The organism is Parvimonas parva (genome assembly GCF_016552165.1).
In the GTDB taxonomy this organism is placed as follows: Bacteria; Bacillota; Clostridia; order Tissierellales; family Peptoniphilaceae; genus Parvimonas; species Parvimonas parva.
On record NZ_JACVDA010000008.1, the window covers coordinates 23,996 to 47,346 of the forward strand.

21 protein-coding genes are annotated in these 23,351 nt (G+C 26.1%); 3 read left to right on the top strand and 18 right to left on the bottom strand.

All coding sequences use genetic code 11. The features are described 5' to 3' along the window. Positions 1–10 precede the first annotated feature (10 nt). On the bottom strand, positions 11–3,379 hold the full coding sequence (gene dnaE, locus IBJ83_RS03635) for a DNA polymerase III subunit alpha (protein ID WP_201275345.1): 3,369 nt from the start codon (positions 3,377–3,379) through the stop codon (positions 11–13). Positions 3,380–3,498: 119 nt separating this feature from the next. Here dnaE and IBJ83_RS03640 point away from each other — a divergent pair, with 119 nt between their 5' ends. Beyond that, a complete protein-coding gene (locus IBJ83_RS03640; protein ID WP_068472264.1) occupies positions 3,499–3,888 on the top strand; it encodes a GrdX family protein in 390 nt (129 codons plus the stop codon). Between the two features lie 396 nt (positions 3,889–4,284). On the opposite strand, the gene recA is transcribed toward IBJ83_RS03640, so the two are convergent. The 16 genes from recA to IBJ83_RS03720 all read right to left on the bottom strand — a co-directional run bounded on the left by recA (position 4,285) and on the right by IBJ83_RS03720 (position 19,152). Next, on the bottom strand, positions 4,285–5,430 hold the full coding sequence (recA, locus tag IBJ83_RS03645) for a recombinase RecA (RefSeq protein WP_201275346.1): 1,146 nt from the start codon (positions 5,428–5,430) through the stop codon (positions 4,285–4,287). 15 nt (positions 5,431–5,445) lie between these two features. After that, positions 5,446–5,988 (bottom strand): CDP-diacylglycerol--glycerol-3-phosphate 3-phosphatidyltransferase, encoded by a 543-nt coding sequence (pgsA, locus tag IBJ83_RS03650; RefSeq protein WP_068472260.1) that lies wholly within the window; start codon positions 5,986–5,988, stop codon positions 5,446–5,448. Continuing rightward, the gene (locus tag IBJ83_RS03655) at positions 5,972–8,326 is read right to left on the bottom strand and encodes a DNA translocase FtsK (protein ID WP_201275347.1); all 2,355 of its coding nucleotides are present in this window, start codon (positions 8,324–8,326) and stop codon (positions 5,972–5,974) included. Before IBJ83_RS03655 ends, pgsA begins: the two co-directional genes overlap by 17 nt. Before the next feature lie 14 nt (positions 8,327–8,340). Further along, on the bottom strand, positions 8,341–8,772 hold the full coding sequence (dut, locus tag IBJ83_RS03660) for a dUTP diphosphatase (RefSeq protein ID WP_068472256.1): 432 nt from the start codon (positions 8,770–8,772) through the stop codon (positions 8,341–8,343). An 81-nt stretch (positions 8,773–8,853) separates the two neighbouring features. Then, positions 8,854–10,011: a hypothetical protein gene (locus tag IBJ83_RS03665; protein ID WP_201275348.1), complete on the bottom strand. Its 1,158-nt coding sequence runs from the start codon at positions 10,009–10,011 to the stop codon at positions 8,854–8,856. Position 10,012: 1 nt separating this feature from the next. Then, on the bottom strand, positions 10,013–10,558 hold the full coding sequence (locus IBJ83_RS03670; protein ID WP_201275349.1) for a prepilin-type N-terminal cleavage/methylation domain-containing protein: 546 nt from the start codon (positions 10,556–10,558) through the stop codon (positions 10,013–10,015). After that, on the bottom strand, positions 10,530–10,871 hold the full coding sequence (locus IBJ83_RS03675; protein ID WP_201275350.1) for a type II secretion system protein: 342 nt from the start codon (positions 10,869–10,871) through the stop codon (positions 10,530–10,532). Before IBJ83_RS03675 ends, IBJ83_RS03670 begins: the two co-directional genes overlap by 29 nt. Continuing rightward, positions 10,861–11,283 (bottom strand): type II secretion system protein, encoded by a 423-nt coding sequence (locus IBJ83_RS03680; RefSeq protein ID WP_201275351.1) that lies wholly within the window; start codon positions 11,281–11,283, stop codon positions 10,861–10,863. The genes IBJ83_RS03675 and IBJ83_RS03680 overlap by 11 nt, the downstream gene beginning before the upstream one ends. Then, positions 11,276–11,620 (bottom strand): prepilin-type N-terminal cleavage/methylation domain-containing protein, encoded by a 345-nt coding sequence (locus IBJ83_RS03685; RefSeq protein WP_201275352.1) that lies wholly within the window; start codon positions 11,618–11,620, stop codon positions 11,276–11,278. Before IBJ83_RS03685 ends, IBJ83_RS03680 begins: the two co-directional genes overlap by 8 nt. 67 nt (positions 11,621–11,687) lie before the next feature. Beyond that, positions 11,688–12,923, bottom strand: a complete 1,236-nt coding sequence (locus IBJ83_RS03690) for an aminopeptidase (RefSeq protein ID WP_201275353.1) — start codon at positions 12,921–12,923, stop codon at positions 11,688–11,690. 117 nt (positions 12,924–13,040) lie between these two features. Next, positions 13,041–14,384, bottom strand: a complete 1,344-nt coding sequence (locus IBJ83_RS03695) for a hemolysin family protein (protein ID WP_201275354.1) — start codon at positions 14,382–14,384, stop codon at positions 13,041–13,043. A 187-nt stretch (positions 14,385–14,571) separates the two neighbouring features. Then, positions 14,572–16,581: a sodium-translocating pyrophosphatase gene (locus IBJ83_RS03700; RefSeq protein ID WP_068472240.1), complete on the bottom strand. Its 2,010-nt coding sequence runs from the start codon at positions 16,579–16,581 to the stop codon at positions 14,572–14,574. 20 nt (positions 16,582–16,601) lie between these two features. Further along, positions 16,602–16,826 carry a preprotein translocase subunit SecG gene (gene secG, locus IBJ83_RS03705; RefSeq protein WP_068472237.1) on the bottom strand — a complete coding sequence of 75 codons (225 nt, stop codon included), beginning with the start codon at positions 16,824–16,826 and terminating at the stop codon, positions 16,602–16,604. Between the two features lie 93 nt (positions 16,827–16,919). Continuing rightward, positions 16,920–17,555, bottom strand: coding sequence for a hypothetical protein (locus tag IBJ83_RS03710; protein WP_201275355.1), 636 nt, complete (start codon positions 17,553–17,555; stop codon positions 16,920–16,922). Between the two features lies 1 nt (position 17,556). After that, positions 17,557–18,300 carry a peptidylprolyl isomerase gene (locus tag IBJ83_RS08390; protein WP_231698857.1) on the bottom strand — a complete coding sequence of 248 codons (744 nt, stop codon included), beginning with the start codon at positions 18,298–18,300 and terminating at the stop codon, positions 17,557–17,559. A gap of 12 nt (positions 18,301–18,312) precedes the next feature. After that, the gene (locus IBJ83_RS03720) at positions 18,313–19,152 is read right to left on the bottom strand and encodes a CvfB family protein (protein ID WP_201275356.1); all 840 of its coding nucleotides are present in this window, start codon (positions 19,150–19,152) and stop codon (positions 18,313–18,315) included. 263 nt (positions 19,153–19,415) lie between these two features. Between IBJ83_RS03720 and IBJ83_RS03725 the strand changes: the two genes are divergently transcribed. Both IBJ83_RS03725 and IBJ83_RS03730 read left to right on the top strand, forming a co-directional pair. Then, positions 19,416–20,252 carry a hypothetical protein gene (locus tag IBJ83_RS03725; RefSeq protein ID WP_201275357.1) on the top strand — a complete coding sequence of 279 codons (837 nt, stop codon included), beginning with the start codon at positions 19,416–19,418 and terminating at the stop codon, positions 20,250–20,252. Between the two features lie 144 nt (positions 20,253–20,396). After that, on the top strand, positions 20,397–20,840 hold the full coding sequence (locus IBJ83_RS03730) for a hypothetical protein (RefSeq protein ID WP_201275358.1): 444 nt from the start codon (positions 20,397–20,399) through the stop codon (positions 20,838–20,840). Between the two features lie 490 nt (positions 20,841–21,330). On the opposite strand, the gene IBJ83_RS03735 is transcribed toward IBJ83_RS03730, so the two are convergent. Further along, complete coding sequence (locus IBJ83_RS03735; RefSeq protein ID WP_201275359.1) at positions 21,331–23,334, bottom strand: type IA DNA topoisomerase; 2,004 nt, start codon at positions 23,332–23,334, stop codon at positions 21,331–21,333. Between the last annotated feature and the right edge of the window lie 17 nt (positions 23,335–23,351).

Genomic DNA, 23,351 nt, shown 5'->3' on the forward strand with positions numbered 1-23,351 from the left:
AATATACCTCCTAATTAATTCGAAAACAATCTTTTCCAAAATTATTTTCCAAATCAACAATTAATCTTTCATTTTTTAAATTAAATCTATTTTCTAATTTTAAAGTTTTATTAGTAGATGAAATATATATAATAACAGGATTTATTCCTTTGTATTTTAAAGAAAATTCTCCAAGTTTTCTTTTTGATTCATCATCTAAACTATCCAATTTTATATACAACTTTTTACTATAAATTTCATCAATTTCATTCGCATCGATTATCGTAAAATTAGTATTACCGAATGAATTTACACTAACTTTAACCGATATTTCATAAATATTTCCTTTATAAATATTTAAATCTTTTACATCTAAAAGCTCGATGCTACTTGAAAAGTCTTCTACATTTACAGTTTTTAACATCTTATTTTTCTTATTTCTTCTTGTCTTTACAGAATTTACATAAGTTATTATCTTATAAATACCTTTATCTAAAACCTTTAAATCATCTAACTTCATATAATTTTTAGACTTTATATATTCTTTATAGTCATCTAATGGATGTGAAGAAATATAAAAACCTAAAATTTCTTTTTCAAATTCTAAAATATCATCTTTTAAAAATTTTTCAGACTTAACAAATTTTTCTTGCATAAAATCTGAACCTATTAGCGAAAGCTGACCCGACAATTCATTTTTACTTTTTGAAACTATTTGTGTAAACAAAGTTTCGCAAGAATTTAAAATTTCAATTCTATCCTTTTCAATTTCATCAAAACCACCAGCTTTTATTAAATTCTCAACAGACATTAAATTCATATTTTTTGATTCTTTTAATCTTTCTAAAAATTCTTTAAAACTTTTAAAAGCACCATTTTTTCTTTCTTCTATAATATCTTTTGCTAAAAGTCTATTGAAACCTTTTATTTGTGAAAAGCCTATTAGCATACATTTTTTTTCCGTACTAATCTTATAAAAACTTGAATTAACACTTGGGAGTAAAATTTTTATTCCCATTCGTTTTACTTCTTGAAAATAAGTAAAAAATTGTTTTTCATAATTTATAACAGAATTAAGTAGGCAAATCATATACTCAAGTGGATAATAATATTTTAAATAGGCAGTTCTATACGCATTTAAAGAATAGCAAGCACTATGTGATTTATTAAAAGCATAATTTCCAAACTCAACAATCAAATCAAAAATATTTTTTGCAAGTTTTTCATCAACACCATTTCTAATACATCCTTTGATTTTTACACTTCCGTCTAAATTATCCATACCATAAATAAATGTTTGACGATTATGCTCCATAATATCCATATGTTTTTTCCCGATTGCTTTTCTTAAATTGTCGGCTTGCCCCCAAGTATAACCAGCAAGCTCTCTTGCAATTTGCATAACTTGTTCTTGATAAACAATAATTCCATAAGTAGATTTTAAATATTTTTCTAAACGTCTATCTAAATATCTAATTTCTCTAGGATTTTTCTTATTTTTTATATAATTCGGTATCTGATTCATAGGACCCGGTCTAAAAAGAGAGTTAGCAGCAACTAATTCATCAAAATTATCAGCTTTTAAATCCTTTAAAAACAGCCTCATTCCAACACTTTCAAACTGGAACACACCAATAGTATCAGCCGTTCTAAATAAATTTAAAACATTTTTATCTTTTAAACTTATTTTTTCAATATCAATATCTACATTATAATTTTTTTTAACCAGTTTTATAGTATCATCAATTACAGTAAGAGTTCTAAGACCTAAAAAATCCATTTTTAAAAGGCCTAACTTTTCAAGTTCTGTCATATTAAATTGTGTTACAATATTTTCTCCACTTTTAGAAAGTGGAATATACTCAGTTAATTCTTCTTTTGTAATTACAATTCCGGCTGCATGAATTGAAATATGTCTATGAAATTTTTCAAATTTTTCAGAAGTATTTATCAATTTCTTTATATCGACATCTTCATCATACAATCTCTTTAATTCAACACTATCTCTTAACGCAGATTCAAAAGTAACGTCTAAATTATTCGGAATAAGTTTTGCAACCTTATCTACAAGTGATAACTTATAACCTAAAACTCTACCAATATCTCTAACACCTGCCCTTGGTTTCATTGTACCAAAAGTTACGATTTGTGAAACATGATTTTTACCATACTTTTGAATTACATAATCTATAACCTCTTCACGTCTTTCATTACAAAAGTCTATATCAAAGTCAGGCATAGAAATTCTTTCGGGATTTAAAAATCTTTCAAAAATTAATTCATATTCAATAGGGTCAATATCCGTAATCTCTAAGCAATATGCGATAATAGAGTTGGCACCCGAACCTCTTCCTGGACCTACCGGAATTTTATTTTTCTTAGCAAAGTTTACAAAGTCCCAAACTATAAGAAAATAATCAGTAAAACCCATTTTATTTATAACCGAAAATTCATAATCGACTCTTTTTTTTATCTCATCAGTTATATTTTCATATCTTTTTTTCATTCCCTCGATGATTATACTATACAAATAATCTTCCTTTGTACTAAATCCATCAGGAATTTTATATTCAGGCAAATGATATGTTGAAAAATCAAATTCAACATTACATCTCTCAGCAATCATCTTTGTATTGTAAATTGAATCTTGTAAAGAAGAAAATATTTTTAACATCTCTTCCTCACTCTTTAAATAATATTCAGCGCCTACAAAAACATCTTCTTTCAATTCGGATAACAAAATACCCTTAGAAATACATCTTGCGATTTTAAACAAATTAAAATCCGTATTTTCCAAGTAATGAACATCATTTGTTACAACGGTATTAACATCAATTTCATTTGCAAATTCTAAATATTTATTAATCATTAATTCATCATTTTCCTCGAAATGAAAATTAAGCTCCAAAAATAAATCTTCTTTGTTAAACATACTCTTGAAATTTAACATTTCATTTTTAGCACTCAACATATCTCCGGAGTATAAACATTTACGAATGAAACTTCTCTTTGAACCAACAATTAAAATTAAATTTTTTGAAAATTTTTCTAACTCATCAAAAGTTATAAATTCCCGATTTCTATTTTCAACAATATATAAATTAGAAACTAATTTACATAAATTCTTATATCCTTGATTATTTTTAGCCAATAAAATCACATTATAAAATTCATTATTTGGATATGACAAAGTAATCTCACAACCAATAATGGGCTTTATAGAATTTTTTTTACATCTCATATAAAAATCTATAACACCATACATATTATTGTAATCAGTAATAGCCATAGCTTTAAAATTTAATTTTTTAGCCTTATCTATTAACTTTTCCATTGGATTATAATTATTTAACAAACTATATTCCGTATGAACATTCAAATGTACAAAATCATTAGCCAAAATCATCACCTCTACTAAGATTTTACCATATTTTCAATATTTTTTAAATATATTTATCTAAGCACTTTATATTTTTATGTTTTTATGTTACAATCTTATAGTACGAAGGGAGAAATGATATGAGATTTACATTAATAACTAACAACATTGACTTGTATGAAAAAGTAAAACACAAAAATGATTTAGACATAATATTTGACGAAAAATATACATACGGAGATATTTTAGACATAGTTAAAAAGAAATTACAAGACGGATATGAACTTTCTACTCACCCACTTTGTGGAAGTATAAAACCTAATGAAACACCTTATAGGTCAATATTAATAACAAAAACAAAAGAATTAGACGTTAATGGAATTATAATAATTGACGAGGCGATAGAAACATACAAAAAATTCCAAAACAATATGAAAACTCCACTATGGATCGATAGAGTATTAAGAGATTTCAGATATGTTGACTGTAACATATTAGTTCAAACAATAGAAAAATTAGGAATAGAATAATATACAAAAAGGATAGCTACTAATTGCTATCCTTTTGTTATATATTATTTATTATTTGGCTTTTTTGCCTTAATTAAATCACAATGAAAAATATAATTATCTTTACCCTTTATCGTATAATCGTTTAATTCATATGATTCAAAATTTCCTCATATATTATGCTCTTTTTCCCATTTGATTTCTTCATCAAAAGATAATATCTTTGGATTAGCAATAGAAGATGCAAGAAAATATCCAACAGATAATGTTAAAATTAATAATATTAAAAGAAAAAAATACAATTATTTTAATTATTTCATACTAATTTTCTCCTTTAATTTACATCACATAATATAGCATTCAACAAACATATTTAAACTAAAAAAGATGAGAATAAAATCTCATCTTTTCAAAATATTATTCGATTATTAAATCATCTAATAATAATTCTTCAGCATCTTCTATTTCTTCATCTTCTAAAGTTTCTGTTTCAACTTCTTTTGGAACATCTTTCTTTTCGTAATCAATTCCATAAGATGCATAAATATTTTCTTTTACTTCTTCTAAAAATGCAGGGTGTTCTTCTAAATAAACTTTAGCTTTTTCTTTTCCTTGTCCAAGTTTTATATCTCCACAGCTGTACCAAGCACCTGATTTTTTGATTATATTTTTATCTGCTGCCATATCAACTATTATTCCAAGTTTTGATATTCCTTCGCCAAATATTATATCAAATTCACAAGTTTTAAATGGAGGAGCCATTTTATTTTTAACAACTTTTACCTTTGTCTTTGCTCCATAAGGTTCATTATCTCCTTGTTTTAATTGTTCAGCACGTCTTATATCAATTCTAACACTTGCATAGAATTTTAAAGCTCTACCACCAGTTGTAGTTTCAGCCGGACCACCACCTGCATAAGGATTAGTTGAAATATTTGACCTTAATTGGTTGATGAAAACTACTGTTGTATTTGATTTTGAAATTATACCAGCTAATTTTCTTAATGCTTGACTCATAAGTCTTGCATGTAAACCCATATGAGAATCTCCCATATTTCCTTCAATTTCTGCTCTTGGAACAAGAGCGGCGACAGAGTCAACTATAACTAAATCAATTCCTGAACTTCTAACCAATGCCTCAACAATAGCAAGAGCTTGCTCTCCTGTATCAGGTTGTGATATAAGTAAATTATCTACATCTACTCCTAATTTTCTTGCATATTCAGGGTCTAATGCATGTTCTGCATCGATGAATGCAGCAACTCCACCAGTTTTTTGTGCCTCTGCTATTATGTGTAAAGTCAAAGTAGTTTTACCGGAAGATTCAGGTCCATAAATTTCTACAATTCTTCCTTTAGGTATCCCACCAATTCCTAATGCAATGTCTAAGTTCATAGCACCAGTGCTTATTGATTCTATATTTATTTTTGGGGCATCACCCATTCTCATTATGATTCCTTTTCCAAAATCTTTTTCAATTTTTTCAAGGGCAACGGATAATGCTTTTTTTCTTTCGTCCTTATCTTCTATTCTTTCAAACTTTTCAGTTTTTTTAGTAGCCATAAATTCCTCCTTTAATTAAATATTTTTTAAATCTAAAACTTTTATATTTTTCCAAATATAATCTACTGCTGAAATAATTGTAAACACAACAGATATATACCACAAAATCATATCAATATTAAACGGAATTTTAATTATTTGTGTTGAATTTAAAAGTATAAAACTTATAGCAAAAAGTTGAGTTATAGTTTTAACTTTTCCATAAATACTTGCTGATATAACTATTCCATTTGATGCAGCAACTAACCTAAATCCGGAAATTATAAACTCTCTTGCTAAAACAATGCAAACCATCCACGCCTCAACTTTTCCAAATTGAACTAACATAACAAGTGCAGAACAAGCCAAAATTTTATCGGCAAGTGGATCCATAAATTTACCAAAAGTGGTAACTAAATTTCTACTTCTAGCTAAATGTCCATCTAACATATCCGTTAAAGATGCAACTACAAAAATTAAAAATCCTAAAATATTATTTATTCCTAAAATTAATAAACTAGCAATAAAAATTGGTACTAAAAATATTCTAAATAAAGTTAATTTATTCGCTATGTTCATTATTATCTCCTTTCAGCTTGTCAAAATAATCAAAACCTATTAAAATCTTTCTAGGTTTACTTCCCTCTTGTTTTCCAACAATCATTCTGCTTTCCATTTCATCGATTATTCTACCTGCTCTAGCATAGCCAATTTTCATTTTACGTTGCAATAATGAAATTGATGCTGAATTTTCTTCTAAAACAATTCTAACTGCATCGTAAAATAAATCATCAACATCGTCTTCTTCATCGACAGTATTTGCCACTTCTGACTCAATATTTTTTATGATTTCTTCATCATAAAATACTTCTTGCATTTGCTCTTTAATGCTGTCAACAACATCTTCAACTTCACTATCAGAAACAAAGCAACCTTGTATTCTAATAGGTTTAGAAACTCCGGAAGGATTAAATAACATATCGCCTTTTCCAAGTAATGTTTCTGCACCTGATGCATCTAAAATAGTCCTTGAGTCGATTTGTGAAGAAACTTGGAAAGATATTCTTGACGGAATATTTGCCTTTATAGTTCCTGTAATAACATCAACAGAAGGTCTTTGTGTTGCAACTACAAGATGAATACCACAAGCTCTTGCCATTTGTGCAAGTCTGCAAATATATGATTCAACTTCATTTGCACTTACCATCATTAAGTCTGATAACTCGTCTATTATTATAACTAGGTATGGTAATTTTTCCAATTCATTTGTTTTTTGCTTTTCATTATATCCTTTAATATCTCTAACTTGATTGTCGGAGAATAAAGTATAACGTCTTTCCATTTCCCTAACTGCCCAATTTAAAGCAGCACTTGCCTTTTTAGAATCTGTAACAACAGGTATTGCAAGATGAGGAATTTTATTATATATCTTCAACTCTACAACTTTTGGGTCGATTAAAATCATTTTTACATCTTCAGGAGAAGATTTATATAAAATACTCATTATAAGCGTGTTAATACATACAGATTTTCCAGAGCCCGTTGCTCCTGCAATTAATATATGTGGCATTTTATCTATTGAAGAAACAATTATTTCTCCTGAAATTGTCTTTCCTAAAGCCATTGGCATTTTAGATTCAGAATTTTGATATTCTTTTGAAGACAATATTTCTTTTAATGATACATTTTCTTTTAATGTATTAGCAACTTCAATTCCTATTACAGATTTTCCGGGAATCGGTGCTTCAATTCTTATATCCGGTGAGGCTAAAGCAAGAGATAAATCATCTGTAAGATTTACAATTTTATTTACCTTAACGCCCATATCCGGTTGCAATTCAAAGCAAGTAACTGTTGGACCTTTATTTATCCTAACAACCTTAGCTCCTACTCCAAAACTTTTTAAAGTAGTTTCTATTTTTTTTGCTCTTTGTTTTAAAGTTAATTCTGATTCAGTTTCTTTTGTTTCACTACCTTTAAGTAAATTTAAAGATGGAATCTTATATTCTATCTTCTTTTTTTCGGTAGTTGTCTTTATATCCAGAATTTCTTCTTTTTCATTAGAAACTTTGTTAGACAATTTAGTATTTTCTTTAATATCATCATCAGGAAATAAGTTAAAGCTATCTAAAAGTTCTTCTTTTTCTAATTTTTCATTTTCAATTTCCTTTTCTTCTATAAAATTGTCATTATGATTTGAAACAATTATCTCTCTTTCTTCAAAATCATCAACTTTTTCAACAAATTCCTCATTTTCAACAAGATTTAAAACTTTAACTTCTTCATCGTTCTTTTGTTCTTTTTTTAATGCCTTTTCTTCCTTATATTTTGAATATTTTTCATTAATAATAACAAAAAGTTTTAATATATAATTTTTTATAATTTTTAAAAAGTCCATAAATGTAACATCTAAAAAAGATAAAATTAAAAATAGACCAATCATAAAAGTAAAAATATAAAGACCTATAGTTCCAATCATAATATTATAAAAATATCCTAAAATAGCTCCTATATATCCACTTCCACTTCCTTCAGCTGACAATGTTTTTGATATTGCCAATTTTATTGATAAATTATTGGAAGAATTGTTTGATAAATCTACTATCGCCATATAATTAAAAAATAATAGCAAAGACATAATACAGCGATTTTTATTTTTTTTATTCATTTTATTAAACAATACAACTACATAAATTATTTCCATTATAAGTAAAAATAAAAAATATGTATTTCCAAAAAATCTTTGAAAAGTATTTTTAATAAAATTTCCTAAAAAACCTGTATTACCAAAAAAAGAAAATACAATAAAAAAAGAATTCAAAAAAAACAATCCTAAAATAGTATTCTTTAAAAATTTATCTTCTTTAACCTGCTTTCTCTTATTAGTTCCTGTTCTAGTTTTTCTCTTTTTCTCCATATTTTCCCCTAAATTTAATAACCTGTATGTCCAAATCCACCTTCATCTCTGTCGGTATCAGAAAGTTCTTCTACAAGTTTAAAATCAACTTTTTCATATTTTGCAATTATCATCTGAGCAATTCTATCATTATTTTTTATAACATATTCTTTATCAGAAATATTTACAATTAAAACCTTTATTTCTCCTCTATAATCACTATCTATTGTTCCAACACCGTTTGCCATAGTGATTCCATGTTTTAAACTCATTCCACTTCTAGCTCTAATTTGTCCTTCATACCCCATAGGAATTTCAATAAATAGACCGGTTGGAACAGCTATTCTTTCAAATGGTTTAATAATTAAATCTTCATCTAAATTAGCTCTTAAATCAAATCCAGAAGCTCCTTTTGTTGCATAACTAGGATTTTCATTCTTACTTTTATTTATAATTTTAATATCCATAATATCCTCCGATATAATAATTTCAATAGTTATAGTATATCAAATTTGTATAATTTAAGCAATCTTTAAAAATGAATAAAATTATTTAATATCTCCTTTTTCAATCTTTTCCAAGTAAAAATCATCACTAATTTTAATAAAACGTGAAGTTATATCAAGAACATCAGGTAAAAATTTATATTTACTTTTTAATTTGTTTTTAGAAAATAAAACACCTTCAAAAACAAAATCGAAATTATCTTTTAAAGAATTATTTACAAATACCCCTTGAAGTTTTGGAACCTTATTTGTAGTAATAATTTCAACTAAATCTCCACCAATTTTTAAATTTGTATAAATTTCTGTATAAATAGTTAAATCAAAATACAATTTATCTTTAACTTCAATATTTACAAGATAATTTTTATAATCTCTTATACATTTTGAACTTTGTAACAATAATTTTTCTATAAAATCATCTCTTGACAAATCTTTTAAATCATTTTCTTTAACAAATCCATCAATATCACATAAATCTAAATTAAAATCTTCAAGCTCTATTTTTTTATTAGAAAAATAAAATTTTTGTAATTTTAAATATTGAGAATTATCTATAAAATAAATATTTCCTTTAAAGTCATAAATTCTAAAATCACCTGAGTAAGTATCTTGTATCTCATCACTAAAAATTCTATCATATAATTTTGAAAAATCTTTATCCAAACTAAAATAGAAATCATCTCCAAAAAATTTAGCTTTTCTATCAATGAAAGTTTTAAGTTGTAAGTCAAGTAAATAATTTTCAATTCTTTTTTTATCTACGATTCTATATTCTAAAGTTTCTCCATTTTTACTTAATTTTAAAAAAATTTCATATTTACGAACAAATTTAGGCTTTTTACTTTTTTTAGTAAAAAAATTTATTTCTCGTTTTGATTTTTGACTATTCAAAGTCAATTTATATTTATCAAAATTTTTAGAAAAATCAGTTATATTATTTAATTTTAACAGCTCATAAATATCTATATTTAAACTAAAATTTTCTCTCTTAATCAATTTACTATTAATAAAATTAATAGTAGCTTTTGTACTTAAAATTTCATCAAAATTTATTTTTTCGATTTTTTTAGAAAATTCCAATTCTTTTGAATTTTTATGATTATGAGTAAAAATAGTTCTATGATAAATAGAAAAAAATGCAATTATTAGCAAAGCAAATATCAACAAAACAATTGGCATAACATAAGACTTTCTTTTCATATCAATTTTCCTCACTCAAATAATCAAATTTATCTAAATTTTTCAAAAATATATATTTAACATACTCTTTTTTCTTAAAAGACATTTTTAAAATTAAATAATCATTAAAAAAATCAACGTCAAAAAAATCTAAATCATCAATCAATTTATTACTACCAGAATGAATTGAATTTAAAATGTCTTTAGATATTCTATCTATTGAATATTTATCTTTATATTTTTTCTTTTTATATGTTATCTCATTTACTTTTGAGATACTATGATTAGGATTTTCACTTAAAAAAGAATTATAACTATATTTTTTTATCTTTATTTCATCAGAGCTAACCTTAACATCAATAGAATTAGAAATTTCATTTTCCATATAACTCATAGCATAATTTATTTGTTCTAATTTCGAATAATTTTTTCTTTGATTCAAATTTATAAAATAAGTTCCGAAAAAAATTTGCATACAACAAACTATAATTATACTAGAAATTACAATAGTTATTAAAAGTTCTAGCAAAGTGAAAGATTTAACTTTTTTTAGATATATAAAATTCATAAAATTTCTCCATATTATCCTTTAAAACAATTTTTATATGATACAACTCTCCTAAATCTGAAACTTTAATATCATACTTTTTTATATCTATGTTAGTTAAAATATCTTTATTTCCACTAATATTACTTTTTAATTGTATTACTGTATTTTCAACATCTGTTAATTGTAAAAAATCTTTATTATTTTTATTTTGAATATTTAAAAAATTATTAATTCCGGCGATTATATACACGCTAATTATAGCTAAAATTAAAATTGAAAAAACGCATTCAATTAAAGTAAAAGCTCTATTTTTAAAAAATTTAATTTTCATCTTTAACTATATTTACAAAACCTGTTGCAGGCCTTATCCTTATTTCATAATTTTCTTTTTCATAAGAAAATTTAAAAGTCTTTCCCTCACTAGGAACTCCGTTTATATTAAAATTTAATTCAACACTATTTAATATATTTAAATTTTTACAATGTATTTCTTTAAAAACATAATCTTTTGAATAAATATTAAAAACTTCATTTTTAGCATCAGACTTTAAAGTAACAACTTTGCCTGTTTCTATAGAAAAGACTTTTGCATTTTCAATACTTTCTGCTATTAAATTCAACTCCTCAATAGCTATTGTTTTTTTATTATTAACAAAATTAACCTTAATAACCAAAACCATAACTGATATAATAGCCAAACATACTATTAATTCTATAAGAGTAAACGCTTTTTTCTTAATCATCTTGTTCAACTGTTGGCGTTACTACTATATCACCATTTTTAACTTGAACGCTATAAGCTGTTCCTTTAATAGATTTAGGTAACTTAGGAATTTCTTTTATATATTTTTTAGTTACCAAATCTTCAGTTATATCAACATCTCCTTCAACTTTTTCTTCAGTTAAATATCTAAGCCCTGCTACCTCTAATACTCTAACATTTGCAGAATGTGCTGTTTTATCAGCCTTAACTCTTGAATTGTTGTATCTAGGAACTGCAATTAAAATTAAAATAGCAAGTATAGCTATAACAACTAAAAGTTCAATAAGTGTAAATGCTTTTTTCTTAAAGTTTTTCATTTCAAATTCTCCTAAATAAAATAAATATGTATAAAAAAATTGCAGAGAAAATCCCTGCAATTAATTTCTAATTTGACCAATTTCCGTTAGTAAATACAGGAATTTCTTCTCCGTCTTTAGTTATTCCAACTATGTTTAATGTTTCATCTCCAACCATAAAGTCAACATGAACTAAACTGTCGTTAGCTCCTTTTTCTTTAAGTTCTTCATCAGTCATCTTTTCTCCATCCTTTAAACAAGTTGGATATGCTCTACCTAAAGCTAAATGACATGACGCATTTTCATCATAAAGAGTTTCAAAAAACATTGTATTTGTATTTGAAATTGGAGAATCAAAAGGTACTAAAGCAACTTCTCCTAAAGATAAAGCCCCTTCATCAGTTTCTAATAAAGATTTTAAAACTTCATAACCTTTTTTAGCTTCATAATTAACAACTTTTCCATTTTCAAATTCTAACTTAAATTCATCTATTATATTTCCATTATAATTTAAAGCCTTTGTACTATAAACAACACCATTTATTCCATCTTTATGTGGAAGTGTAAAAACTTCTTCCGTTGGCATATTTGCAGTAAAACTTATTCCTTTAGCATTAAATCCACTACCGGCTGCATTCCAAACATGGTTCTTTGGTAATTCAATAGTTAAATCAGTACCTTTTTTACTTGAATATTTTAAATATTTGAATTGCTTTTCATTCAAATACTTAGCCCTTCTACTTAATTCATCAATATGTTCTTCCCAACCTTGAATAGAATCTCCTTCTCCTATTCTTGAAGTATAGAAAATCAATTCCCAAAGTTTATTAACAGCATCTTCTTCATCAAGCTCAGGAAATACAACTTTTGCCCATGCAGGAGTTGATGCACCAATAACACACCAAGAATTTCTATCTGACATAAGAGAAGTAGAAAAATATTTCATCGCTTTTGAATTTGCAACACTACTTGCTTTAATTTTTTCAATATCTAATCCTTCTAAATTATTTGGATCATTTCCTACAACGGAAATAAAAACAGCATCACTGTCAATATAATCAGTATATTGGTCAATAGTCCATTGTTTCACTTCAGATAAAGTTTCAACACTTGCATATTTTAACTTATGTCTTGTTATAATATCATCTCTCCAAACAACATTAACATCACCGGCACCGGCCTTATATGCCTCTTCAGTTAAATTACGAACTAAATCCTTTGCATCTATATTTGCTCTTATAACTACTAATTGTCCTTCTTGAACATTAGCACCAACTTTAATAACAGTTTTTGAATACTTTTGTAATTTTTCTTTAAAATCCATAACTCTCTCCTTATATGTACTAATATAATTATTATACACTATTTGATTAAAAATGCAAATTAAAAACTTAATTTCATAAAAAAAGTAACTTCTATTTCTAAAAGTTACTTTAAAAATTTATTCTTCATCTTCATCAGTTTCAACAACTTCTTCTTTAGGAAGAGTTATTCTAACTTTTTTAACTCTATGCTCGTGAATTGATAAAATATTATAAACTACACCATTATCTTCAACAGTAAGTTTTTCTCCATCATTAGGAATATATCCCAAAAGATACATAAGCATTCCACCCAAAGTATCATAATCTTCAGTATTTTCATCAAGCTTTAGCTTACAAACATCATTAACATCTTCAATATCACAAGCTCCGGTTGCAATAAAATGTCTATCATCTATTTTCTTAATAGCCGGATTTGTTTTTTTATCATATTCATCATCTATCTCACCCATAACTTCTTCAATCAAGTCTTCCATAGTAACTATACCGGTAAAACCACCATATTCATCAATTAATACAGCCATTTGATTTCTAGAATTTTTAAGTTCGATAAACAAATCATTTATATTTTTTCTTTCAGGAATAAAATATGCAGGTCTTAAAATATTTCTTATATTAACATTTTCAAAACCAACCCTATATGCCTCTAAAAAGAAATCTTTAATATATAAAATACCAATTATATTGTCAATATCATCTTCATAAACAGGAATTCTTGAATATCTCATTTCCATTAAAGTTTTAAAATCTTCATCTGGGTCGTCAATATCAATCATAAATACTTCTGTTCTTGCCGTCATAACTTCTTCTGCTAAAATATCATCAAAAGAAATAACTCCGTCAATCATTTCACGTTCAGTTGGGTTTATTATCCCTTGCTCTTGCCCAACTTCTACAATTGATTTAATCTCTTCAAGAGTAACTTGAGCCTCAACTCCTGTTGTAGGTATTGAAAAAAGTTTTAAAACAATATTTGTAGATAAAGATAGCAAATAAACAAATGGACTCATAATTTTATATACAAAATTTATAGTTCCAACTGAAAACAAAGCAAATCTTTCTGCATTTTGTAAAGCAATTCTTTTAGGAACAAGCTCCCCAAAAACCAAACTAAAAAATGCTAAAATTATAGTTATTAATACAAAAGATACCCTATGTGCAAAAGGAATAGATAAATCTTCTAAAAAGTTCCCAAATTTAGCTGAAAGTCCAACAGCAGCAGATGCTGATGTAAAAAACCCTGCAAAAGTGATACCAACTTGAATTGTGGATAAAAATTTAGATGGTTCTTTTAAAAGTTTTTCAACCTTAATCGCCCTCTTATCTCCTTGCTCTGATAATGTTAATAATTTTTTCTTATCCATAGAAACAATTGCCATCTCTGATGCTGCAAAAAAAGCATTAATCAAAGTCAATAAAATTAAAATGATAATCTGAAAATAGACCTCGGGTCCACTATCCATAAATACGCCTCCTAAAATATAAAAAATATTCCAATAATATATTAAAATAAAATTTTCTTTAAATTATCATAATGTATTATACCAAATACAAAAATTTTTTGCAAATTTTTCAAAAATATAAATATTTTTCAAATAAATTACATAAAAAAAGAAGTCCTAAGACTTCTTTTAAATTTAAATTTATTAACTATTTAATTAACATTCCACCATAGTTCAATATTACTTGTGCAAATACTAAAGCTACAACTGTCATTAATTTAATTAAGATATTAAGTGATGGTCCTGATGTATCTTTGAATGGGTCACCTACTGTATCTCCAACAACTGCTGCTTTATGTGGATCTGAACCTTTTCCACCATGATGTCCTTCTTCAATGTACTTCTTAGCATTATCCCAAGCACCACCGGCATTAGACATAAAGATTGCCATTAATACACCAGTTACTAATGAACCTGCTAATAATCCACCAAGAGCCTCAGCTCCGATTAAAAGACCAACTAATACAGGAACAGCTACTGCTAACAAACCAGGAACTATCATTTGTTTTAATGCTGCCATAGTTGAAATGTCAACGCATTTTCTATAGTCAGGAGTTCCAGTTCCTTCCATAATTCCAGGAATTGTTTTGAATTGTCTTCTAACTTCTTGAATCATTTCGTTTGCTGCATTTCCTACTGCTTCCATAGTTAAAGCTGAGAATAAGAAAGGTAACATACCACCAATGAACATACCAGCTACTACTTGTGGCTTAGTAACGTCAATTGCTTTTAATCCAACAGCTTGAGTATATGATGCAAATAATGCTAGAGCAGTTAAAGCTGCTGAACCAATTGCAAATCCTTTACCAATAGCTGCTGTTGTATTACCAACTGCATCTAATTTATCAGTAATATTTCTAACTTCATGAGGTAATTCACACATTTCTGCAATACCACCTGCATTATCAGCGATTGGACCATAAGCATCAACCGCGATAGTCATACCACAAGTTGAAAGCATACCAATAGCCGCAACTGAAATACCATATAATCCTTGTCCTGCATTTGCAAAACCGTTTGATGCCATATATGATACTAAAATACCAATAGCTATAATAACAATTGGACCAGTTGTAGATTTCATCCCAACTGCTAAACCTGAAATAATATTTGTTGATGAACCTGTTTCAGATTCTTCAGCAATATGTTGAACCGGTTTTTTATCTCCTGAAGTATAATATTCAGTAAATTGCGAAATAATCAATCCAACTAAAATACCAGCAACTGATGAAATAAAAGCTGAATTGTTTCCTAAAATCTTTGTACTTAAGAAATATGTTGCTATTATAGTTAAAACTGAACTTACAATAGTTCCCATATTTAATGATTTTTGTGGGTCTTTATCTCCTTTAACACAGAATAAACCTACTAATGATGCTATAATACCTGTTGCAGCAAGAGCTAAAGCAAAAATAATACCTTCTTTACCAAAAGCAAGTGAACCTAAAGTGATACCTGAAAGGATTGAACCTACATAAGATTCAAAAAGGTCAGCTCCCATACCAGCAACGTCCCCTACGTTATCTCCTACGTTATCAGCAATAACTGCTGGGTTTCTTGGGTCGTCTTCAGGAATACCAGCTTCAACTTTACCTACAAGGTCAGCACCTACGTCTGCTGCTTTAGTATAGATACCACCACCAACTCTTCCGAATAAAGCTATAGATGATGCACCAAAACTAAATCCAGTTACGATATTAACATCTCCAACTAAGAAGTAGCAAACTGTCATTCCTAAGATACCTAAACCTACTACTGAAAGTCCCATTACAGCTCCACCTGAAAATGCTGTTTGAAGGGCTTTTCCCATTCCATATTCTTTAGCAGCATTAGCTGTTCTTACATTTGCTTTTGTAGCAGCTTTCATTCCGAAGAATCCAGCTAAAATTGAACAAATTGAACCAGCTAAGAAACAAACTGCTGTAAGTGGATTAATGGCTACACCTAAAATAATTGCAACAACAACAATGAATATAGCTAAATACTTATATTCACGAACTAAGAACGCCATCGCTCCTTCTTCAATATAACCTGATATTTCTTTCATTCTTTCATTACCAGGTTGAATTTTTGTAATGCTTAAATATTTAATATAAGCAAATACTAGTGCAACTAAACCAACAGCAATTGCACAATAAAAAACTAAATTAGTATCCATTTTTTCCTCCTAAAATTTTTTTATTTAATCGCAGCCATAGCAATAGCTACTATAAAAAACACAACTGATGCTATAATAGTAATTTGACTTAAATAGGCGTCTTTAGTTTTTTTACCACCTTTCCCAGCGATATTAGTTTCTCCAGTTAAAGATGCCACACCGTCAGACTTAGATTCTTGCATAAGAACTGCCACTATTATCACTATACTAGCAATAAATAAAATTATTTCCATAAAAGTTTGCATAACACACCTCCGAACATTTATAATTAACCTACGATTAATAATAACACATTTACAATCAAAAATCAACTTAAAATGTTGATTTTTAAGTTGATTTTAAAAATAAATTAAAGCTAAATAACTAACTAATATAAACGGAACTAATGGTATCTCCTCTTTTCTAAAACTTTCCAAATCTCTAACAAATACAAATTTTATAAAATAAAAAATTCCAGCAACCACAAAAGTGAATAATCCTATATATAAAACCGTACCCAAATCAGTTGAAAAGCCAATCAAAGCAAGAATATAAATATCTCCCACTCCAAAAACTTCAGCTCCGTAAAAATATCTGGATAAGATATAAATAATACCATATAAAAGCATACCGGCAATTAACCCTAATGCAGAAATTTTAATATAATTTCCATAAATATTAAGAAAGAAAATTAGAATTGCAAAAATAAAAACTATATTTAAAAATATATTTTTACAACAAATATCTGTAATAGAACAAATATAAGTACACATAAAACATAACAAACTTATTGTATATAATGTGCCATTATCGAAAAATACAGCCATTAAGTACATATTTATAAAAGTTATTAATATAAAATGTAATAAATTATAATAATTTTTTAAACTTTTTAATGAAATTTTAATTTTTTCTTCTTTTCTTAAAGTTTCCAAATCCATTAATGAAACAAATACAAAAAGAAAAATACTAAATATTCCACCTAATAAATACATATTAATATGCTCTTTCTATTTTGCTATCTTTCATTAAAGCGTCCATTTTTTGAACATAAGCTATTTGTTCCTTAGCTTTTATAATAGTTTTTTCTATTTCATCTCTAACTTCTTCTAAGGATAATTCTTTAGGAGCTGTTTTTGATTCTAATTTAATTAAATGATAACCAAATTGTGTTTTTACAGGTTCAGTAACTTTTCCAACCTCTGCATCTATACAAGCATTTTCAAACTCTAATACCATTTGACCTTGTGAAAATTCTCCTAAATCTCCTCCAACTTCCTTAGATGGACACATAGAATGTTTCATAGCTAATTCTTCAAAAGATTCACCATTTTCACAAAGATTTTTTAATTCATTAGCTTTTTCTTCACTTTCAACTAAAATATGTTTAGCTTTAAAGTTATATTTACTCATAAATAAATTTTTGTTTTCTTCATAATATTCTTTAATTTCTTCATCAGAAGCCTTAATATCGTCAAACAATTCACTTAAGAAATGTTTTGCTAAAATTGAACGTTTAATTTCAATTATTTCCTTAACAAAAGCTTCACTTTCATCTAATTTTCTATTGTAGCAATCTTGAATTATAAGCTCTTGTTTTACAAGTTCTTCACATAATTGTTTCTTGCCTTCAGGAGATTTATAAGGTAACGCTCTATTTCCCATCAATTCGATAAATCTATCTACATCACTTTCTAAAATCTCAACTCCATTTACAACTGCCATTACATTTTTTTCCATAATAATTTCCCCCTATATTAATTTTATTCCATTTCCTTCAAATTGAATTTTTTTAGTTTTTAAAAGTCTTCCAACTGCCTTTTTAAAAGATGATTTACTCATTCCACAAATCTCTTTAATTTTATCAGGATTACTTCTATCGTTTAAATCTAAAAATCCACCTTTATCTTTTATGATATTGAAAAGAACATCAGCATTGTCATTTATTTCTAAATGCGAAAGATTCTTTAAAACTAAATTCAAACGACCGTCTTTTTTAACCTTTGAAATTCTAAAATTAATTGGCTCCCCAATTTCTAAAACTCCAACAATATCCTTATTTTCAATCATTGCATCATATTTCTTATCAACAGCAACAAAAGCACCGTAATCTTTATGAATTGAATAGATTATACCATCAACCCATTCACCCTCTTTATATGGTGAATCAGAAGTTAAATAATCTCTTATCTTCATCGTAGCACAAAGTCTTTCAGACTTATCTATATAAAGAGCAACAAGATACTTTCTTCCCTTTTCAAGTTTCATAGATTGTTCTTTAAAAGGTAAAAATAATTCCTTTTCAAGTCCCCAATCTAAAAAAGCACCAATCTTTGAAATGTCCATTACCTCTAAAGTTTCAAGTCTTCCCATAGAAATTTTTGGGACTTTTCTTGTAGCTACAAACCTAGCTTGATTGTCTTTATAAATAAAAACTTCAATTTCATCTCCAACGCTGTCAGTTTCTAAAACTTCTTTTTTAGGCAATAAAATATCAAGTTTTTCATTTTTAATTTCTTTAATACCAATATAAGCACCATTATTTTTAAAACGCTTTATAACTAGCTTTTGAAATTCTCCTAAATTATACATCTTTTCTCCTTTATTTTTTCTTTATAATTATTTTTATTTATAATTAATACATATTATACAATATTCCCTATATAGATATTTTTTCAAAGGTGAATATGGTGAATTAAATATTATTTCGCACAGGAATAGCGAAATCATATTTATTATACCATAGTTCCTTTTTGATTACTAGATTAATGTAATATAAACAAAATAAAAATTTGAAATATTAGCCAAAAATATAGTATAATACATAATGTAATTATAAATTTAAGGAGTAATATATGTTTAAAAAATCAAAAAAACTTTTTTTAATTTTAGTATATATACTTTTACTATCATCTTGTGGTAAAAGTGGAGAAAAAAATGTAGATAAAATAAATAATGAACTTAAAAATTCTACAAACCAATTTTCTTTAAATTCAGAAGAAATCAGCTTACTTGAAAAACCCTACTCAGACTTTACAGATGATGACAAAAAATTATTTGATAAAATCTTAGTTAAATATAATGAATTTAAAAATAATTCATCAGAAGATATAGCATTTGAAAGAAAAATATTAAAAAAATTGGAAGAAATAGAATCGTTCTATGATAAAAAATATATAAACTTCAAAAATGAATCCTCAAAAGAGGTAAAAGTTGAAGAAAAATTATTACAACAAAACTCAAAAATAGAATTATCAAAAAAAGACTTTAATTACAATAACTATCTGGTAAAAATAACCGGAAAAGGAATCTTTTCATATTATATAGACAACACAAAAATAGTAGAAGAAGTTTTAGCTGAAAACGAAAAACCAAGATATGTTAGAATTAACATCACAAAAAATTCAAACATAGAATTCAACGGAAATATAATTGGAATTATCTTTAAAGACAATATAAATTATAACAAATTCAAAAATCTACCAAGTGGTATATTTAGTATAAATGAAGACATAGCACAAGGTAATTACAAAATAACCAACACAACAGTAAACACAATCATAAAAACAATATCAAAAGAAAACAAAATTGAAGTTATAAATTTAAAAGAAACTCATAACATAAAACTAGAAAAAGGAATGAAATTAATAATTTCAAACGTAGATTATATAACATTAGAAAAAGCAGATTAGTACAATATTATTATTTAGCAAATTTGAATATTAAGATGGTTTAGGAGAAGTATGGAAGTTATTGATTTTATAGACAAGAAAAAGAATATAGAATATTTATTTAGAAATATAACTGACAAACTTAGTTAGCAATATACAGATGTATTGTATTCTTTTCTAGGAATTTATGTTATAGGCTTATATGCTTTTGATAAAGATTCAAGGAATGAAAAAAGTAGAAAATTTAAAAGAAAAGAAAATGGATCAAGAATATTCGTTGGGGATACAACTCAACTTTTATATTCTAATGAGTATATTATTAAGTATATTATTAAACAAAAGCATTATAAAGATAATATAGATCTAAACCAACCAGAAGAATTAAAAGAATTTTTGGATGAATATAGTTCTATTGGAAATTCAATCCCTATTTGGCCAAGAGACAATGAAAATCGAGGGAAATATAGTTGTTATGATCTACCAGAGTTTTATTTTTCAAGCAGTAAAATTAAACCTTGGAAGAATATTTTATTAGAAAAGTATAACGCGTATTTAATACCAGATATACAATACGATAAAAATGTAAGTTTGATTTTAAGAAAGGAATAATTACGTTCTTAAATGAATTGGATGTTGAACTATATAAAAGCTATTTAGTGCATATAACGGAAACAATAAAAAAACGAAAAGAGTATTTAAATAAATAGATTAAACCGAGTTGTCAAATTCCAGTTTGTCAAAATTTCACTTAACAATATATACTCCTAATAAAACACAAAAAGACCATAACACTTAAGCTACGGTCTAATTTTTTGTCCAAATGTAAACCACTTGGAACTATTATTTAGTTTATTCTTTTTTACATCCAGTACCATTTGAGTACCAATAGCCATTTTTCATTCTCTATATAGCTTGTAATTAAGCCGTTTTAGAAAATTTTGCATTACTCCCATTCAATAGTAACTAATTATATAACACCCTTTATTCTAATTTATAATCATTGATTTTACTATATTTTTTATAAATCAGAATAAAAAAATTTCAATCAAATTTTAGTGTTTTTATAAAATTTTGCCACTTTTTTGCCACTTTTTTTGTACTAATATTTAATTTTGCATTCAAAGTTTTTGTCAAAATATAGTTTTGATTTTTTCTTGTTTCCGTTTGAAAATGTAAATTTTAAATCTTTTGTTATTCCTTTTTCAACCAACTCTTTTAGTATATTTTTAGTTATTTTGACTTTTGATATTTCTTTCCACACTAAAAATTTACAACCTTTTTTATAGTTACTACAATAGTAATTTTTTTGTCCTTCATATATTTTTCCATCTTTACAAATAGGACAGATTATTTCATCTTTTTTTACTGTTTCTAAATGAAAAATTTCTTCATTTTTTGTTATTAACTTTAATTCATTTTCTGCGAATTTTATCAATTCATTTATTGTAATTTCATTCTTATATACTTTTTTTAATTTTTTTGATAATTCAACAGATTTTTCTTTCCATAAATTTATATTCAACTTTTCTAAAATTCTTATAAATTCAATTCCCAAGTCAGTAATATCATAACTGCTATTATTTTGAACTATATACCCTATTTTTTTTATTTTTTCTATCGTATGGGTTCTAGTTGCTTCAGTTCCTATTTCCACCCCATCTAATATCATCTTATACTCTTCATCTTCTGTTTGTTTTTCATATTTAAATGGATTTTTTAATATATTAGATAATTCACTTTCTGTAATTAATTTAGGAGTTTCTGTAATTTTTTCTTCAGGAATAAAATTTACACTAAATTCATCATCTATTGATAAATTAGGAAGTCTGTTTATAAATTCTTTAGGTTCATATTTATAGAATCCTTCTTTTATAATACTATTACCTTTTAGCTCAAATATTTCATCACCAACTCTAATTTTCATAGTTCTTTCAGATATAATTGTTTCCTCATTTAGAAAATTGGAAACAAATCTATTTAATACTGTATTATATACTTTTTGTTCTTCTTCACTTAATCCTTTAATATCCAATTTATTAGTTATTGTTATTGCACTATGACTTTCAATTTTTGAATTATCATATATTGTTTTTTTATTATTATTTATTAAATTATAGCCTTTTGAATTTAATAAATTAATAATTTTAGAAATTTTATCATGTTCATTTTCTGATAAATATTCTGTATTAGTTCTTGGATAAGTTAATAAACCTTTCTCATATAAATTTTGTATTATACACAAAGAATCTTTAAATTTTATTTTATATTTAGAAGATAGTTCTGATTGTAATTTAGATAAAGAAAATAATTTACCAGGAGATTTTTTTATTTCTCTATCAGAAATATCTACAACTTTTGCCTTAAATTGATTAAAACTTTGACATTTAGATAAACATTTTTCTATATTATCATATTTATCTTTAAATTTTAAAACTATATCATTAGTTTTACTTTCACATAAAAAATATTTTTTAGGTATAAAATTCTTTATTTCTAAATTTCTATCATATATATATTTTACAATAGGTACTATTACTCTACCTACATTTAATAATTTACCAGTAGCATTTGTTAAATATACAGTTAAATTAATGCCATATAGCCAATCTAAATAAGTTCTTGCATATCCTTCATTTTGTAAATTTTTATATTCATAATTTAATTTTATATTTCTCAATCCATAAATTATACTATCTTTTGTTTGTTCTGGTAACCATAGCCTTTTGACCTCTTTATTATAATTTATATGCTTTATAATGTTGTCTATTATTATTTGTCCCTCTCTATCTGAGTCTCCACAATTTATAATTTCATCTGCATTAGATGACAAATTCTTAATTAATTTTAATTGTTCTTTTATACTCTTTTCGTTCTTTACTTTAAATTTAAAGTTTGGAATTATTGGTAAATTATATTCTTTCCACTTTAAATTTTCATATTCTTTATAATCTTTTATATCACATAATGTTAATAAATGTCCAAAAGCAAAAGTTACGATATAATTATTTTTACATTCAAAATACCCGGCATTACTTTTACAAATTCCTATTGCATTAGCCACGGTTTTAGCTAAGCTAGGTTTTTCACAAATTATTAATTTCATTATTACAACTCCCAAAA

Coding starts and splice junctions, on each gene's coding strand:
- IBJ83_RS03720 (WP_201275356.1), bottom strand. CDS start 19,152: ATGTATAATTTAGGAGAATTTCAAAAGCTAGTTATAAAGCGTTTTAAA.
- recA (WP_201275346.1), bottom strand. CDS start 5,430: ATGGCTACTAAAAAAACTGAAAAGTTTGAAAGAATAGAAGATAAGGAC.
- IBJ83_RS03655 (WP_201275347.1), bottom strand. CDS start 8,326: ATGGAGAAAAAGAGAAAAACTAGAACAGGAACTAATAAGAGAAAGCAG.
- IBJ83_RS03700 (WP_068472240.1), bottom strand. CDS start 16,581: ATGGATACTAATTTAGTTTTTTATTGTGCAATTGCTGTTGGTTTAGTT.
- IBJ83_RS03710 (WP_201275355.1), bottom strand. CDS start 17,555: ATGTATTTATTAGGTGGAATATTTAGTATTTTTCTTTTTGTATTTGTT.
- IBJ83_RS03640 (WP_068472264.1), top strand. CDS start 3,499: ATGAGATTTACATTAATAACTAACAACATTGACTTGTATGAAAAAGTA.
- pgsA (WP_068472260.1), bottom strand. CDS start 5,988: ATGAACATAGCGAATAAATTAACTTTATTTAGAATATTTTTAGTACCA.
- IBJ83_RS03680 (WP_201275351.1), bottom strand. CDS start 11,283: ATGATTAAGAAAAAAGCGTTTACTCTTATAGAATTAATAGTATGTTTG.
- IBJ83_RS03665 (WP_201275348.1), bottom strand. CDS start 10,011: ATGAAAAGAAAGTCTTATGTTATGCCAATTGTTTTGTTGATATTTGCT.
- IBJ83_RS08390 (WP_231698857.1), bottom strand. CDS start 18,300: ATGGAAAAAAATGTAATGGCAGTTGTAAATGGAGTTGAGATTTTAGAA.
- IBJ83_RS03690 (WP_201275353.1), bottom strand. CDS start 12,923: ATGGATTTTAAAGAAAAATTACAAAAGTATTCAAAAACTGTTATTAAA.
- IBJ83_RS03695 (WP_201275354.1), bottom strand. CDS start 14,384: ATGGATAGTGGACCCGAGGTCTATTTTCAGATTATCATTTTAATTTTA.
- dut (WP_068472256.1), bottom strand. CDS start 8,772: ATGGATATTAAAATTATAAATAAAAGTAAGAATGAAAATCCTAGTTAT.
- IBJ83_RS03670 (WP_201275349.1), bottom strand. CDS start 10,558: ATGAATTTTATATATCTAAAAAAAGTTAAATCTTTCACTTTGCTAGAA.
- IBJ83_RS03685 (WP_201275352.1), bottom strand. CDS start 11,620: ATGAAAAACTTTAAGAAAAAAGCATTTACACTTATTGAACTTTTAGTT.
- IBJ83_RS03675 (WP_201275350.1), bottom strand. CDS start 10,871: ATGAAAATTAAATTTTTTAAAAATAGAGCTTTTACTTTAATTGAATGC.
- IBJ83_RS03735 (WP_201275359.1), bottom strand. CDS start 23,334: ATGAAATTAATAATTTGTGAAAAACCTAGCTTAGCTAAAACCGTGGCT.
- IBJ83_RS03725 (WP_201275357.1), top strand. CDS start 19,416: ATGTTTAAAAAATCAAAAAAACTTTTTTTAATTTTAGTATATATACTT.
- secG (WP_068472237.1), bottom strand. CDS start 16,826: ATGCAAACTTTTATGGAAATAATTTTATTTATTGCTAGTATAGTGATA.